Annotated in this window: 13 protein-coding genes; 5 read left to right on the top strand and 8 right to left on the bottom strand. The window is 63.5% G+C overall.

What is annotated here, in order from left to right:
• The first annotated feature begins 180 nt into the window (after positions 1-180).
• From nadB to R3175_RS00240, 5 genes are all read left to right on the top strand, one after another.
• Complete coding sequence (gene nadB / locus R3175_RS00260) at positions 181-1785, top strand: L-aspartate oxidase (RefSeq protein WP_318941473.1); 1605 nt, start codon at positions 181-183, stop codon at positions 1783-1785.
• Between the two features lie 40 nt (positions 1786-1825).
• Positions 1826-2080 (top strand): succinate dehydrogenase assembly factor 2, encoded by a 255-nt coding sequence (locus R3175_RS00255; protein WP_318941472.1) that lies wholly within the window; start codon positions 1826-1828, stop codon positions 2078-2080.
• Positions 2064-2513: a hypothetical protein gene (locus R3175_RS00250; protein WP_318941471.1), complete on the top strand. Its 450-nt coding sequence runs from the start codon at positions 2064-2066 to the stop codon at positions 2511-2513. The genes R3175_RS00255 and R3175_RS00250 overlap by 17 nt, the downstream gene beginning before the upstream one ends.
• 49 nt (positions 2514-2562) lie before the next feature.
• Positions 2563-3546 carry a folate-binding protein gene (locus R3175_RS00245; RefSeq protein ID WP_318941470.1) on the top strand — a complete coding sequence of 328 codons (984 nt, stop codon included), beginning with the start codon at positions 2563-2565 and terminating at the stop codon, positions 3544-3546.
• A gap of 112 nt (positions 3547-3658) precedes the next feature.
• Positions 3659-4492, top strand: a complete 834-nt coding sequence (locus R3175_RS00240) for an HDOD domain-containing protein (RefSeq protein ID WP_318941469.1) — start codon at positions 3659-3661, stop codon at positions 4490-4492.
• Positions 4493-4512: 20 nt separating this feature from the next.
• Here the strand turns inward: R3175_RS00240 and ung are convergent, their stop codons facing one another.
• From ung to xerD, 8 genes are all read right to left on the bottom strand, one after another.
• Positions 4513-5244, bottom strand: a complete 732-nt coding sequence (gene ung / locus R3175_RS00235; RefSeq protein WP_318941468.1) for a uracil-DNA glycosylase — start codon at positions 5242-5244, stop codon at positions 4513-4515.
• Positions 5245-5246: 2 nt separating this feature from the next.
• Positions 5247-6779, bottom strand: coding sequence for a lysine--tRNA ligase (gene lysS / locus R3175_RS00230; protein ID WP_318941467.1), 1533 nt, complete (start codon positions 6777-6779; stop codon positions 5247-5249).
• 54 nt (positions 6780-6833) lie between these two features.
• Positions 6834-7929, bottom strand: a protein-coding gene (gene prfB, locus R3175_RS00225; protein WP_318941466.1) for a peptide chain release factor 2 whose coding sequence is annotated in 2 segments (ribosomal slippage) — positions 6834-7856 and positions 7858-7929 — 1095 coding nt in all. Because the reading frame shifts where the segments join, the coding sequence is not laid out codon by codon here.
• A 160-nt stretch (positions 7930-8089) separates the two neighbouring features.
• Positions 8090-9835 (bottom strand): single-stranded-DNA-specific exonuclease RecJ, encoded by a 1746-nt coding sequence (gene recJ, locus R3175_RS00220; RefSeq protein WP_318941465.1) that lies wholly within the window; start codon positions 9833-9835, stop codon positions 8090-8092.
• A gap of 16 nt (positions 9836-9851) precedes the next feature.
• A complete protein-coding gene (gene thrC, locus R3175_RS00215) occupies positions 9852-11252 on the bottom strand; it encodes a threonine synthase (RefSeq protein ID WP_318941464.1) in 1401 nt (466 codons plus the stop codon).
• A gap of 12 nt (positions 11253-11264) precedes the next feature.
• On the bottom strand, positions 11265-12566 hold the full coding sequence (locus tag R3175_RS00210) for a homoserine dehydrogenase (RefSeq protein WP_318941463.1): 1302 nt from the start codon (positions 12564-12566) through the stop codon (positions 11265-11267).
• Between the two features lie 181 nt (positions 12567-12747).
• On the bottom strand, positions 12748-13494 hold the full coding sequence (locus R3175_RS00205) for a DsbC family protein (RefSeq protein ID WP_318941462.1): 747 nt from the start codon (positions 13492-13494) through the stop codon (positions 12748-12750).
• A 144-nt stretch (positions 13495-13638) separates the two neighbouring features.
• Positions 13639-14541, bottom strand: coding sequence for a site-specific tyrosine recombinase XerD (xerD, locus tag R3175_RS00200; protein WP_318941918.1), 903 nt, complete (start codon positions 14539-14541; stop codon positions 13639-13641).
• Between the last annotated feature and the right edge of the window lie 72 nt (positions 14542-14613).

Genomic DNA, 14613 nt, shown 5'->3' with positions numbered 1-14613 from the left:
GGAGGGCCTGCGAGCTGTTTCTCTGTGAGTGTCATCCTGATGTCTTATCCGGCAGTATGGAATGGTCGAATAACCCGTTCGCAGCGCCGTATCAGCGCCGCGCCCCATGTGGCCAAATAGACAGCAGGCGCAAAGTTTAGTTCAATACACCTCCACATTATGGCCCCTGACTACGATCCAATGCCACAGCCTTACGATTACGACGTCCTGATAGTCGGCAGTGGTGCCGCCGGCTTGACCGTTGCACTGAACCTGCCCGAGCATCTTCGCATTGCCGTTATCAGCAAGGCCGATATCAGCAGCGGCGCCACGCTGTGGGCTCAGGGGGGCATCGCGGCGGTGCTCGACGACGAAGACTCGGTGGAGCATCACATCAGTGATACCCTCAACGCCGGCGGCGGGTTGTGCCACGAAGACGCGGTGCGATTCACCGTGGAACACGGCAAGGAAAGCATCGACTGGCTGATCGACAGTGGCGTGAAGTTCACCCGGGACGAAAATGCCGAGCTGCACCTCACCCGCGAGGGCGGCCACAGCTATCGACGCATCATTCACGCCGCCGATGCCACCGGCCACGCGGTGTCCAGCACCCTGACCGAGCAGGCGGCGGCACGAAGCAACATCGACCTGATGTCCCAACGGGTGGCGGTGGACCTGATCACCAACCGCAAGCTGTGCTTGCCGGGTAACCGCTGTGTCGGTGCCTATATCCTCAACCTGGAGACCAGCCACGTGGAGCTGTTCCGGGCCCGGTTCACGGTCATTGCCACCGGCGGCGCCAGCAAGGCCTATCGCTACACCACCAACCCCGACGGCGCATCCGGGGACGGCATCGCCATGGCCTGGCGTGCGGGCTGCCGGGTGGCCAACATGGAGTTCAACCAGTTTCACCCCACCTGCCTGTACCACCCCCACGCCAAGTCATTCCTGATCACCGAGGCGGTGCGGGGTGAAGGCGGCCACCTGCTGCTGCCGGACGGTTCGCGCTTCATGGACCGTTTCGATCACCGGGCCGAACTGGCGCCCCGGGACATCGTCGCCCGCGCCATCGACCACGAGATGAAGCGCCTGGGGGCTGATCACCTCTACCTGGACATCAGCCACAAGCCAGCGGATTTCATCAAGCAGCACTTCCCGACCATCTACGAAAAGTGCCTCAGCTTCGGAATCGACATCACCCGGGACCCGATTCCGGTGGTCCCCGCCGCCCACTATACCTGTGGCGGCATAGTTACCGACCACCGGGCCCGTTCCGACATCAACCAGCTGTATGTGGTTGGCGAAGCCGCCTTCACCGGTCTGCACGGCGCCAACCGCATGGCCAGCAACTCCCTGCTGGAGTGCCTGGTCTACGGCCGCGCCGCCGCCGCGGACATTACCCGGCGCGAACACGATATCCCGGCGCCACCGGAGGCGCCCGAATGGGACGAATCCCAGGTTCGGGATTCCGACGAGGACGTGGTGATTTCCCACAACTGGGACGAGCTGCGTCACTTCATGTGGGACTATGTGGGCATTGTCCGCACCACCAAACGCCTGCAGCGAGCCAAGCACCGGGTCGACCTGCTGGCCAGCGAAATCAGCGAGTTCTACAGCAACTACCGGGTCACCAACGACCTGCTGGAACTGCGCAACCTGGTCACGGTATCCGATCTCATTATCTGCTCCGCGCTGCAGCGTAAGGAAAGCCGGGGCCTGCACTACACACTGGACTACCCAGGGCTGTCCCCGGAAATCAAGGACACCGTCCTGGTGCCCACCACCTACCGGACCGTTGCCCCCTGACCGGCTGCGCAACGGCCATTGACCAAACGCGAGAACAACGATGTCTGACAACACCGAATTCAACCGCCTGTTCTGGCACAGCCGCCGGGGCATGCTGGAGCTGGACGTGCTGCTGATCCCTTTCCTCAAGGAGGCCTACCCGGATCTGCCGAAAGAAGACCAGGCGCGCTACCACAAGCTGCTGAACTGTGAAGATACCGATATGTTCGAATGGTTCATGCAGCGCAGCCGCCCCGAGGACCCGGACCTGCAGCGGATCGTCGACCTCATCCTCAACCGTGTCCAGCCGGACTGAACTGCATCTGTACCCCAGCCTGGCGGCCGGCCTGATCGTCGCTGCCCCCTGGCTGCTTCTGTTGCTGACCACACTGTACCTGGCCGCTAGCGGCCCGTTTATCCTGTTTCTGGCGACGCCGCTGGCCCTGGCCGGCGCCCTGGTGCAGTTCCGGCGCTGTGGAAGGCTGCAGGGGCTGGACTCCGTCGTTGCCCTCAGCGTGCAAGAAACCGGGCTCTGGGCCCAACTGCGAGACGGTCGCCGACTGCCAGTGCGCGCCTCCGGCGACAGTCGCCTCGGAGGCCGTCTGGCACTGCTGCGGCTGTCCTGCCCCGGCAAGCGGTTCTGGTCCCGCACCCTGGTACTGATTCATTACGGGGACCGGCTCCACAATGTGGATCCGGAGCCATTCCGGCAACTGCGGGTCTGGCTTAAGCTGCGGCCATCCCGTTAAGCTGTCCCCATCGCTTCACCGCAGACCCCTAACCGTTGGGAGATTTTTCATGACCGAAGCCACCCCTTCCGTTGCCGATACCCCGCTGCCCGCCAGCGGTTATGCGGCGCTTGAGGATGAGAGACTGGTTCGGGTGACCGGACCGGGCACCCGGGATTTCCTCCACGGCCAGTTCAGTCAAAGCCTGGACGAGGTGACGGACAGCCATTCCCCCCGGGCCGCCGCCTGTACTCCCAAGGGACGAGCCTACTGCCTGACCCGTCTGGTCCGCGATGGCGAGGACGTGCTGTTGTCCCTGCCGACCGAGATCGCCGACGACATCCAGCAGCAGCTCGGCAAGTACCTGATGCTGTTTCGTGGCACGTCCATGTCGGCGGAACCGGACGCTCGAATGATCGGCCTGTTTGGCCTGGAGTTGGCGCGACAGCTCAGCCCCGAGGCCGACACCGCGCTGACCAGCCCCGGCGCCACCGTCGCGGTCGGACGCCACCGACTGATTCGCAGCGAGGACACCGCCGAGGGCCTGGCCCGCTTCGAATGGTGGCAGTTGGGTCCCCTCTCGGATCAGCAGTCGGCGGCGTTGACCGGCGCTGTGGCGACCACTCCCGCCAATTGGCGGGCCTCGGAGATTGCCGCCGGCGTCGCCCGGCTAAGCGCCACCAGCCAGGCGGCCTACGTGCCGCAAATGCTCAACTGGCAGCACCTGGGAGGCATACACTTCAAGAAGGGCTGCTACACCGGCCAGGAAGTGGTCGCGCGCATGCACTACCTGGGGCAGTTGAAGAAGAGCCTGTTCCGGTTGCGGGCCGGGCACTGCCCCGAGCCGGCACAGCCCGGCACAGCCATCCTCGCCGGAGACCGGAGCGTCGGCGAAGTGGTCAACGCCATCACGAACACCGAGGCCGTCACCGAGGTGCTGGCCGTGATTCGCCACGACGCCGACACGGAGGCGCTGACACTCGGCGAAGGCGGGCCTGCCCTGACCCCGCTCCCCCTGCCCTATACCGTCACCGAGCGGAGCCCGGATACATAAGTTGACAGGCAGCAGGGCAGGAATTTGCTATAACTTAGGGGTCTTCATACGCGTCCCGGATATGGCATCCGGGGCCCCACGCTAACAATCAGCGCACGGATTCCAACTGACTATGTCAACGATTGTTGAAACCATTACCAACGACCTCGTAGAAGCCATCGAGAACGACAAGCTGGTCTTGCCCACCTTGCCCGAGGCCGCTCTGCAGGTGCGGGAAATTGCCGAGTCCGACGACTCCTCCATTGCCGACCTGGTCAAGGTTATCAGTAACGACACCGCACTCTCGGCCCGCCTGATCCGGGTCTGCAACAGCCCGCTGTTCCGGGGTTCCCGGGCCATCGACAACCTGAACATGGCGGTCAGCCGCCTGGGCATGGCCTACACCAGCAATCTGGCCATGGGCCTGGCCATGGAGCAGATGTTTCAGGCCACCTCCGACATGATCGACAAACGCCTGCGCGCCACCTGGCAGACCAGCACCGAGGTGGCGGGCATCTGCCACGTGCTGGCCCAGCACTACACCCGCCTCAAGCCGGACCAGGCTACCCTCGCGGGCCTGGTGCACCTGATCGGGGTCCTGCCGATCCTGCGGTATGTGGAGGACAGGGACATCCAGATCAGCAGCCTGATGCTGGACAACGTGGTGGACGAACTGCATCCGCGCCTGGGCAGCCAGATTCTCAAGAAATGGGACTTTTCACCGGAACTGCAATCGGTACCCCGGGAATACATGAACTTCCAGCGCCAGGCGGAGAAAGCCGACTACGCCGACCTGGTGATGGTGGCAAACCTGCAACTGGTGGCAGGTTCCGAGCATCCTTGGGCGCAGATGGACTGGAAGGGCATTTCCGCGTTCGACCGCCTGGGACTCGACCCGGACATCGACATGAGCGAGGAAGAGGACCTGAACGCCGAGATGGAAGCGGCCATGGCCCTGCTGCAGTAAACGCCGATGAACCGGCGCCGCTACTTGCGGTACCGGGCCAGGAGCTCTTGCTTGGAGGGCAGTTGCCAGTTCACCGGGCGCTGCCCCTGCTGCTGCAGCCAGTCGTTGGCCCGGGAGAAGTGGCGACAGCCGAAGAAACCGCGGTAGGCACTGAGCGGGGACGGATGCGGCCCCTCCAGCACCAGGTGCCGCTGCCGATCGATCATCTTGCCTTTCTTGCGGGCATAGCTGCCCCACAACAGGAACACCACCCCTTCGCGCTCCCGGTTGATCACATCAATCACCCGGTCGGTGAAGGTCTCCCAGCCCTGCCCCTGGTGTGCCCCAGCCTGGCCCTGCACCACCGTCAGCACGCTGTTGAGCAACAGCACCCCCTGTTCCGCCCAGGGCTGCAGGCAGCCGTGATCCGGCACGGTGATGCCGACGTCGTCCTGCTGCTCCTTGAAGATGTTGACCAGGGATGGTGGCGGTGGCACCTCCGGGCGCACGCTGAAGCACAGACCATGGGCCTGGCCCGGGCCGTGGTAGGGGTCCTGCCCCAGAATCACCACCGACACCTGGTCCAGCGGCGTACTGTTGAGGGCATTGAAGCAGTGCTGACTGGCGGGGTACAGCACCTTGCCCGCCTGCTCCTCGGCGGCCAGGAACTCCGCCAGGGTATGCATGTAGGACTGCTCGAACTCCCCCGCCAGATGTTCGGACCAGCCCCGGTCCGGCCGGAGCTGGCTCGCCAGTGTCTGGGCCGGACTCATGCTCAGTCGTCCTTTGCGGCGCTGACCTTGTGCTCCGGCCGCATCGCCGGGAACAGGATCACATCGCGGATCGACGGCGAGTTGGTCAGCAGCATGGCCAGGCGGTCGATGCCGATCCCTTCGCCGGCCGTAGGCGGCAGGCCGTATTCCAGCGCCGTCACGTAGTCTTCGTCGTAGAACATCGCCTCGTCGTCACCGGCGTCCTTCTCCGCCACCTGGGCGCGGAAGCGTTCCGCCTGGTCTTCGGCGTCGTTCAGCTCGGAGAAGCCGTTGGCGATCTCGCGACCACCGACAAAGAACTCAAAGCGCTCGGTGACGAACGGGTTGGCGTCGGAACGACGGGCCAGCGGCGACACCTCGGTGGGGTACTCGGTGATGAAGGTCGGCTGCATCAGCCGGTGCTCGGCGGTCGCCTCGAAGATCTCGATCTGGACCTTACCCAGGCCCCAGCTGTCTTTCAGCGGAATGCCCAGGCCCTCGGCCAGCTGACGGGCGCTGGCGTCGTCCGCCAGTTGCTCGGCGGTGACATCCGGGTTGTACCTGAGGATGGCCTCCACCACGGTCAGCCGGTCGAAGGGCTTGCCGAAGTCATACTCGATGCGTTCTTCCCCGCCATCCGGAAGCGCCCGGGTGTTGACCACGATGTCGCTGCCGGTGACCGCACGGGCGGTTTCCCGCAGCATTTCCTCGGTCAGGTCCATCAGGTCGTTGTAGTCGGCGTAGGCCTGATAGAACTCCAGCATGGTGAACTCGGGGTTGTGCCGGGTGGACAATCCTTCGTTGCGGAAGTTGCGGTTGATCTCGAACACCCGCTCGAAACCGCCGACCACCAGGCGCTTGAGGTACAGTTCCGGCGCGATGCGCAGGTACATGTCAATGTCCAGCGCGTTGTGGTGGGTGATGAACGGCCGCGCCGTGGCACCACCGGGAATCACCTGCAGCATCGGCGTTTCCACCTCGATGAAATCCCGCTCGGCGAAGTAGTTGCGGATGCAGTTGATGATCTTCGAGCGGGCCAGGAACACCCGCCGGCTGTCCTCGTTGGTCATCAGGTCCACGTAGCGCTGGCGATAGCGGGCCTCGGTATCGGTCAGACCCTTGTGCTTCTCCGGCAGCGGACGCAGGGACTTGGTCAGCAGCACGTAGTGGTCCATGGTGACGTAGAGGTCGCCCTTGCCGGACTTGGCCAGGGTGCCGCGCACACCCACAATATCCCCCAGATCCCAGTGCTTGGTGGCTTTCTGGACATCCTTGGCGGCGTAGATCTGGATCCGCCCGGACATGTCCTGGACCACCTTGAAGGCCTTGCGATCGAGCATCAGGCGACCGGCGATGGCCACCTGGATACCCAGCGATTCCAACTCTTCCTTGCTCTTGTCGCCGTACTTCTCCTGCAGTTCGGCGGCGGTGGCGTCGCGACGGAAATCGTTGGGAAACGGCGAACCCTGTTCGCGCAGTTCCGCCAGCTTGGCACGACGCTCTGCGATCAGTCGGTTGTCTTCCTGCTGGACGTCGTTGGGCGTTTGCTCAGTCATGGTCTCTCACTAACAGTCGGGTCTAATGGGGAAAACTTGGAATACCGGTTCAGCTTACAGGGCCATCTTGAGGCTGGCCTCGATGAACTTGTCGATGTCGCCGTCCAGTACGGCCTGGGTATTGCTGGTCTCAACCTTGGTCCGCAGGTCCTTGACCCGGCTATCGTCCAGCACGTACGAGCGAATCTGGCTGCCCCAGCCAATGTCGGCCTTGGCGTCTTCCTGCTTCTGTTTCTCGGCGTTGCGCTTTTGCATCTCGAACTCGAACAGCTTGGCCTTGAGCTGTTTCATGGCCTGGTCCTTGTTCTGATGCTGGCTTCGGCCGGCCTGACAGGCCACCACGATCCCGGTCGGGTTGTGGGTCAGTCGCACCGCGGACTCGGTCCGGTTGACGTGCTGACCACCGGCACCGGAGGCGCGATAGACGTCCACCCGCAGGTCGGCCGGGTTGATCTCGATCTCGAAACTGTCATCCACTTCCGGCGAGACGAACACCGAGGAAAAGGAGGTATGGCGGCGGTTGCCGGAATCGAACGGTGACTTGCGCACCAGTCGGTGAACGCCGGTTTCGGTACGCAACCAACCGTAGGCGTAATCGCCCTGGAAATGCACCGTAGCACTCTTGACGCCAGCCACCTCACCATCCTGGGCCTCGACAATCTCGGTCTTGAAGCCGTGACGCTCGCCCCAGCGCAGGTACATGCGCAGCAGCATGTTGGCCCAGTCCTGGGCCTCGGTGCCGCCGGATCCCGCCTGGATATCGAGATAGGCATTGTTGGCGTCCATCTCGCCGGAGAACATGCGGCGGAACTCGAGCTTTTGCAGCTCGCCATCGAGCCCGTCCAGGTCGGCGACAATCTCGTCCGCCGTGGCCTCGTCGTCCTCTTCGACTGCGATTTCCAGCAGGCCTTCGGCGTCTTCCAGGCCGGAGGTCAGGTTATCGATGGTCTTGACGATCAACTCCAGGTCCGACCGTTCCTTGCCCAGAGCCTGGGCCCGCTCCGGATTGTCCCATACGGTGGGCTCTTCCAGTTCGCGCTCTACTTCAACCAGCCGTTCGCTTCGGTGGTCGTAGTCAAAGATACCCCCTAAGCGCATCAGTGCGCTCACGAAGCTCTTTGATCTTCGTCACAATGGGATTGATTTCCATGAAACCGTTTCTCACCTTCCGGAAAATTGTGGCAGCCACGCCCTGCCCCTTGCTAAAAGCGGTCGCGACTGCAATAAATCAGACGCGGCATTTTAACGGAAATACCGGGGTAAATCAGCCTGCCAGGCCAACCTTCAGGGCCTATCCAGTGGTGGAACGATCAAGCGTCGGAGTCGGACACCGGTTCCAGGTAGTCGATCAGCAGCTGCAGACTGGTCCGGCCGCGAAAGGTATTGGCGTCCGGCTTGTACACCACCCGGGCCCCAGTTTGCGTATAGTCCGGTACCTCGGCGCCGGTATTGAAGGCGATGCCGTCGACCACCTCGGCGCTGCCGTGCGGCCGCAACACCAGCTTGAGGTGATTCTGCCCGACGACGCGCTGACTGATGACCTGAAACTCGCCATCAAACAGGGGTTCGGGAAAGTGCTGCCCCCAGGGGCCAGCCCGACGCAGCAGGTTAGCAGTCTCCAGGGTCAGCTCGTGGGGCGCCAGGGGGCCGTCGGTGGTGATCACCGCCTCCAGGTCTTCGGCGGTGATGGTGTCCCGCACCGCCAGGTCGAAGGCCTCGGCGAAGGCATCCAGGTCCTGGTGGGCGATGGTCATACCGGCGGCCATGGCGTGGCCGCCAAATTTCTTCAGCATGCCCGGATGGCGGGTGTCCACCATCGCCAGCACATCCCGGATGTGCAAGCCTGGAATGGAGCGTGCGGAGCCCTTGATCTCCTCGCTGTCTTCGCCGGGGGCGAACGCGATGACCGGCCGATGGGTCTGCTCCCGGATCCGCGCCGCCAGAATGCCGATCACCCCCTGGTGCCAATCGGGATCGAACAGCGCCAGCCCCCAGGGCAGGCCCTCCAGGTCCAGCGACATGGACGCCAACAGGTCCTGGGCCTGGCTCTTCATATCCCGCTCGATGGAACGCCGTTCCCGGTTGAAGGTATCCAGTTCGCTGGCCAGGCGACGAGCCTCCTCCGAACTCCCCGCCAACAGGCAGGCAATGCCGACGCTCATGTCGTCCAGGCGACCGGCGGCATTGAGCCGCGGCCCCACCACAAAGCCCAGGTCGGTGGCGCTGATCTGGCGGTAGTCTCGCCCGGCCACTTCCAGCAGCGCCAGAATGCCTGGCCTGGCCAGGCCCTGACGGATCCGACGCAGTCCCTGTTCGACAAAGATGCGGTTGTTATGATCCAGCGGCACCACGTCAGCCACGGTGCCCAGGGCCACCAAATCCAGCAGGCTGCCCAGATTGGGTTCCGGCTCCGGCAACTCGCCAAGCTCCCGCAGGCGCCGCCGCAGGGCAGTCAGCACGTAGAACATCACGCCAACACCGGCGGCGTTCTTGCTCAGAAAGGGACAGTTGGGTTGATTGGGATTCACGATGGCGTCGGCCTCGGGCAGGGTGTCCCCCGCCAGGTGGTGGTCGGTCACCAACACCTTGACGCCCAGCTTTCGGGCCTCGGCCACCCCCTCGATGGCCGAGATGCCGTTATCCACCGTCACCAGCAGATCCGGCAACGCCCCCTCTGCCTGCAAGCGGTGCAGGATGCCCGGCGTCAGGCCGTAGCCGTCGGCAAACCGGCTGGGCACCCGAAAATCCACATCCGCCAGGCCGAGCATGGACAACCCCAACACGGCCACGGCGGTGCTGGTGGCGCCGTCGGCATCGAAATCGCCCAGCACCAGAACCCGCTGGTTGTCACGAATGGCCCCGGCCAGCAGCTCCACCGCCCGGTCGATACCCCGCATATCCAGCGGGGAGGCCAGGTGTTTCAGGGTGTAGTTGAGTTGCTGCTCGGAGTTGACGCCGCGGGCGGCGTAGAGGCGACGCAGCAGCGGAGGCAACTGCGCGCCCCAGTCCGGCTCGGTGGCCGGTCCGGGACGACGGACGATCTTCTTCGGGGTCATAGGAGCCTGAAAATGGTTAGGCGTGCTTCCAGTGGCTGGCCATGAACGACTGCACTTCGGCCAGGTCGTTATCAAGCACCGTACAGCGTTCCTCCCGCTCGAACAGGTCGGCCATGTGGGGGGGCAGCTGGGGCTTGACGCTCAAACCGGCTTCCGCGATGGCATCCGGGAACTTGGCCGGATGGGCGGTACCCAGGGTCACCATGGGCACACTGGCGTCGCGGCGACAGTTACGGGCCGCGCGTACGCCGATGGCAGTGTGCGGGTCAAGCAGGTATTCGGTCTGCTCGTACACTTCACGAATGGTGTCGCAGGTCCCCTTGTCATCCACCGCATCGCTGTCGAACAGCTTGCGGGCGTTGCGCCAGCGGTAGTCCTCGATACTCACCGGGCCCTGCTGGGCGCGCTCCAGCAGATCCTTCACCGCGGCGCCGTCGCGACCGTGGAGGTCGAACAGCAGTCGCTCGAAGTTGCTGGACACCATGATGTCCATGCTCGGCGACAGGGTATGCTCCAGCTGGTGCTGCTCGTACTTATTGCCGCTCATGAAGCGGTGGAGGATGTCGTTGCGGTTGGTGGCAATCACCAGCTGGGCAATGGGCAGCCCCATCTTCTTGGCCAGGTAGCCGGCGAAGATGTCGCCGAAATTGCCGGTGGGCACGGAGAACGCCAGGCTGCGATCCGGGCCACCCAGGGCCAGGGAGGCCTGAAAGTAGTAGACGATCTGGGCCATGATTCGCGCCCAGTTGATGGAGTTTACGGCCGCCAGCTGGGTCTTGCCGCCCAGGAAGGACTGGTCGCCGAAGCTCTGCTTCACCATGCGCTGGCAGTCGTCGAAGTTGCCCCGCACCGCAATGTTGTGGATGTTGTCACCCAAGACGGTGGTCATCTGGCGACGCTGCACCTCGGACACCCGCTCGTGGGGGTGGAGGATGAAGATGTCGACGTGCTCGCAATGGCGGCAGCCCTCGATGGCGGCGGAACCGGTGTCGCCGGAGGTGGCCCCCATGATCACCACGTGCTGCTTGCGCTTCTCCAGCACGTAGTCCAGCAGCCGGCCCAGCAGCTGCAGCGCAAAGTCCTTGAACGCCAGGGTGGGACCGCGGAACAGCTCCATCACCCACTCGTTGGTATCCAGCTGCACCAGCGGCGCGACCGCCGAATGGGAAAAGTGCTTGTAGGTCTCATCCAGCATCGCCCGGAAGTCGTCCGCCGGGATGGCGTCGTCGACGAACGGGTGCATCACGTTGAACGCCAGCTCGCTGTAGGACAGGCCACGCCAGCTGCGAATCTCCTCCAGGCTGAAGTGGGGCAGCGACTCCGGCACATAGAGACCGCCATCGCCGGCCAGGCCGGTCAGCAGAACATCCTCAAATCCCAGGGCAGGGGCCTCACCCCGTGTACTGATATATCTCACGCTGTCTTCCTGTTAACTGAAATTTTCCGCACGGATGCGCACAACCTGGCCCTCGATGTCGGCCAACGCTTCGATGTCCTCGATCGCCCGGTTGATCTGACGCTCCTGCACCGTGTGGGTCAGGATGATCACCGGAATCTTGCCGTCTTCCAGCTCGGACTCCTTCTGGACGATGGACTCAATGTTGATGCCGTGTTCGCTGAGGATGGCAGAGACCTTGGCCAGCACACCGGGATGGTCCACCGCCTGGATACGCAGGTAATAGGCGGACTGGATATCCTCCATCGGCAATACCGGCAGGTCTTCCAGCGCCGCCTGGGCAAAGCCGAGGTAGGGTACCCGGTGGTTGCTCTCGAGGGCCACGGCGCGGGCCACATCCACCACATCGGCGATGACCGCCGAGGCTGTCGCCTCATCCCCCGCCCCTGGGCCGTAATACATGGTCTGGCCAACCGCATCGCCATCCACCAGGACCGCGTTGAGCACCCCGTCCACCTGGGCGATCAGGTGTTCCTGGGGCACCAGGGTCGGGTGCACCCGCAGTTCGATGCCATGCTCACGGCGACGGGCGATGCCCAGGTGCTTGATACGGTAGCCGAGCACTTCGGCATGGGCGATGTCGTAGGGTGTGATCTTCGAAATGCCCTCGGTGTAGGCTCGCTCGAACTGCAACGGCACCCCGAAACCGGTGGAGGCCAGGATCGTCAGCTTGTGGGCGGCGTCGATGCCTTCCACGTCGAAGGTGGGGTCCGCCTCAGCGTAGCCCAGCTGCTGGGCTTCCTTGAGCACATCGGCGAATTCCCGCCCGGCACGCATCTCGGTAAGGATGAAGTTGCCGGTGCCGTTGATGATGCCGGCAATCCAGTCGATGCGGTTGGCCGCCAGCCCTTCCCGCATGGCCTTGATCACCGGGATTCCGCCAGCCACGCCGGCTTCGAAGGCGACAATCACCCCCTTCTGCTCCGCCGCCTCAAAGATTTCATTGCCATGGACCGCGATCAGCGCCTTGTTGGCGGTGACAACGTGCTTGCCGTTATTGATGGCACTCATCACCAGCTCTTTGGCGGTTTCATAGCCGCCGATTAGCTCGATAACAATATCGACACCGGGATCGTTGACCACATCGAAGATATCAGTGGTGAAAGGAATATCGCCCAGGTCAAGGTCGGTGCGCGCGGTGCGACTCGCCACCCGGCTGATTCGAATGTTGCAGCCCGCCCGGCCAGCAATCTGGCTGGCGTTCCGGTTCAGTACATTGAAGGTACCGCCACCTACTGTACCCAGCCCGCAAATTCCGACATTGACGTCTTTCAATCTCTCACCCCTGTTCCTGATGATTGGCAAGCCTGCGAACCACCAGCCCGGATTCTATCCCGGAGCGGTCCGCAGGCTTCTTGAATTATGCGACGGCATAGTATACCGGCTAAGCAGCCGGTTGTGTTAGGGCTGCCGACAAAAGGCCAGGATCACGGCCTACTGGCAGGGGTGACAGGGCTCAACGAACGCCAAGCCCCTTGGCCAGCTGCTCGGCCGGCACGTAGCCACGGATCATGTTGCCGTCTTCCAGCACAATCGCTGGGGTGCCGGTTACGCCGAGCTGTCGCCCCAGTTGATACTGGGCCAGTACGGGGTTCTCGCAGCTGGCTGCCGCCACACGCTCTCCCCGCTTGGCGGCGTTCATCGCGGCCCGCTGGTCGTCGGCACACCAGACCGACTCATACTTGGCGAAGGAAGCGGTATTGGGACCGGACCGGGGGAAGGCATAATAGTTGACCGTGATGCCCATGGCATTGAGCTGCGGGACCTCGGTATGCAGCTTGCGGCAGTAGCCACAGTCGATATCGGTGAACACGTTGATCTGGGCCTTTTGCTCGCCCTCCGCCGGGAAACGAATCAGACCCTCCTGCCCCAACTTGTTCATGGCCGCCACCCGGATCTCCGCTCGCGCGTTCTCAGACAGGCTCACCAGGCCATCGTCCGTCAGCTGCAAAAGCTCACCGCTGATCAGGAACTGGCCGTCCTCGGTGGTGTAGATCAACTCATTCTGTTCACTGACCACCTTGTACAGCCCCGGTGCCGGGGTCGGCTCCACCACCACCTGCCCCAGGGCCGGCAGCGACTCCGACAAACGCGCGGCAATGGCTTCCTCGATTTCCCCCGCCCAGGCGGTGGCGCCGGCGGACACCGCCACCGACAACAGCAGGGCCTGCAGTTTACGGACGATCGTATTACTTCTCGACATAATGAATCCTGTATTTGTCGCCCAGCATGCTGGGCACTGGATCGGGAAACACCGACCGATTTCTGGAACCTTTGCGACCTTGGCGGCGCGGAAAAGTTCATTCACCGCTCTGGCGCACAATGTACCAAGTCGGCGGCCCCGTGACTAACCTCTGGGATGATGGGTGCGATGCAGAGACTGCAGGCGCTGGCGGGCTACGTGGGTATAGATCTGGGTGGTGGACAAATCGGAATGGCCGAGCAGCATCTGAACCACCCGCAAGTCCGCGCCGTGATTCAGGAGATGCGTCGCAAAGGCATGACGGAGGGTATGCGGGGACAGATGCTTGTGGATTCCGGCCCGCACCGCGTACTGCTTGATCCGGTGCCAGAAGGCCTGGCGCGTCATTGCGCAGGCCCTGTTGCCGGGAAACAGGTCATCGCTGGCCCGCCCCTTCAACAGCGCCCCGCGCCCGATTTTCATGTAGCGAAGCAGCCAATCGACGCCTTCCTCCCCGAGCGGCACCAGGCGCTCCTTGCCGCCCTTACCGGTGATCCGGACCACCCCCTGGCGCAGGTTGACCTGATCCACCCGCAGGGTGACCAGCTCCGTTACCCGCAGGCCACAACCGTAGAGAATCTCCAGCATGGCCTTGTCACGAAGCTCGATGGCGACGGCCGGATCCGGCTCATTGAGCAGGGCCTCCACCTCCGCTTCGGACAGGGTATCGGGCAGCCGCTTCGGCAGCTTGGGACTGTCGATGCGCAGCGTGGGGTCTTCTTGAATGACTCCCTCCCGCAGCAGGTAGCGGTAAAACCGCCTCAGGCAAGAGAGGCGACGGGCGGCGGTGGAGCTCTTACGCCCTTCCGCCATTCCCCGGGACACCCACTCCAGCAGGTCGCTACGGACCGCTGCGGCCAGCGTCTTGCCCCCCGGCCGCTCCAACAACCAGGCGGCCAGTCGCTCCAGGTCGCTGCGGTAGGCCGATCGGGTATTCTCCCCAAGCCCTTCCTCGAGCCAGATCGCCTCGCAGAAACGCTCGATCAGTCGACCATTCTCCAGGGCCATCGATTCAGTCACGCCACTCTCCCGCGATTGCCATTACCAAGCTGCCCCTCTAGCTTCCATCGCCCCGAATCT

Source organism: Marinobacter sp. (assembly GCF_033722735.1).
Classification (GTDB): domain Bacteria; phylum Pseudomonadota; class Gammaproteobacteria; order Pseudomonadales; family Oleiphilaceae; genus Marinobacter.
The sequence above is the reverse complement of the archived record's forward strand: the minus strand, read 5'-3'. Positions and strand labels throughout refer to the sequence as shown.

What these genes read in the sequence shown, in the direction of transcription:
- nadB (WP_318941473.1), top strand. Translation starts at nt 181, where the DNA reads ATGCCACAGCCTTACGATTACGACGTCCTGATAGTCGGCAGTGGTGCC.
- R3175_RS00255 (WP_318941472.1), top strand. Translation starts at nt 1,826, where the DNA reads ATGTCTGACAACACCGAATTCAACCGCCTGTTCTGGCACAGCCGCCGG.
- R3175_RS00245 (WP_318941470.1), top strand. Translation starts at nt 2,563, where the DNA reads ATGACCGAAGCCACCCCTTCCGTTGCCGATACCCCGCTGCCCGCCAGC.
- R3175_RS00240 (WP_318941469.1), top strand. Translation starts at nt 3,659, where the DNA reads ATGTCAACGATTGTTGAAACCATTACCAACGACCTCGTAGAAGCCATC.
- ung (WP_318941468.1), bottom strand. Translation starts at nt 5,244, where the DNA reads ATGAGTCCGGCCCAGACACTGGCGAGCCAGCTCCGGCCGGACCGGGGC.
- lysS (WP_318941467.1), bottom strand. Translation starts at nt 6,779, where the DNA reads ATGACTGAGCAAACGCCCAACGACGTCCAGCAGGAAGACAACCGACTG.
- recJ (WP_318941465.1), bottom strand. Translation starts at nt 9,835, where the DNA reads ATGACCCCGAAGAAGATCGTCCGTCGTCCCGGACCGGCCACCGAGCCG.
- R3175_RS00205 (WP_318941462.1), bottom strand. Translation starts at nt 13,494, where the DNA reads ATGTCGAGAAGTAATACGATCGTCCGTAAACTGCAGGCCCTGCTGTTG.
- xerD (WP_318941918.1), bottom strand. Translation starts at nt 14,541, where the DNA reads ATGGCCCTGGAGAATGGTCGACTGATCGAGCGTTTCTGCGAGGCGATC.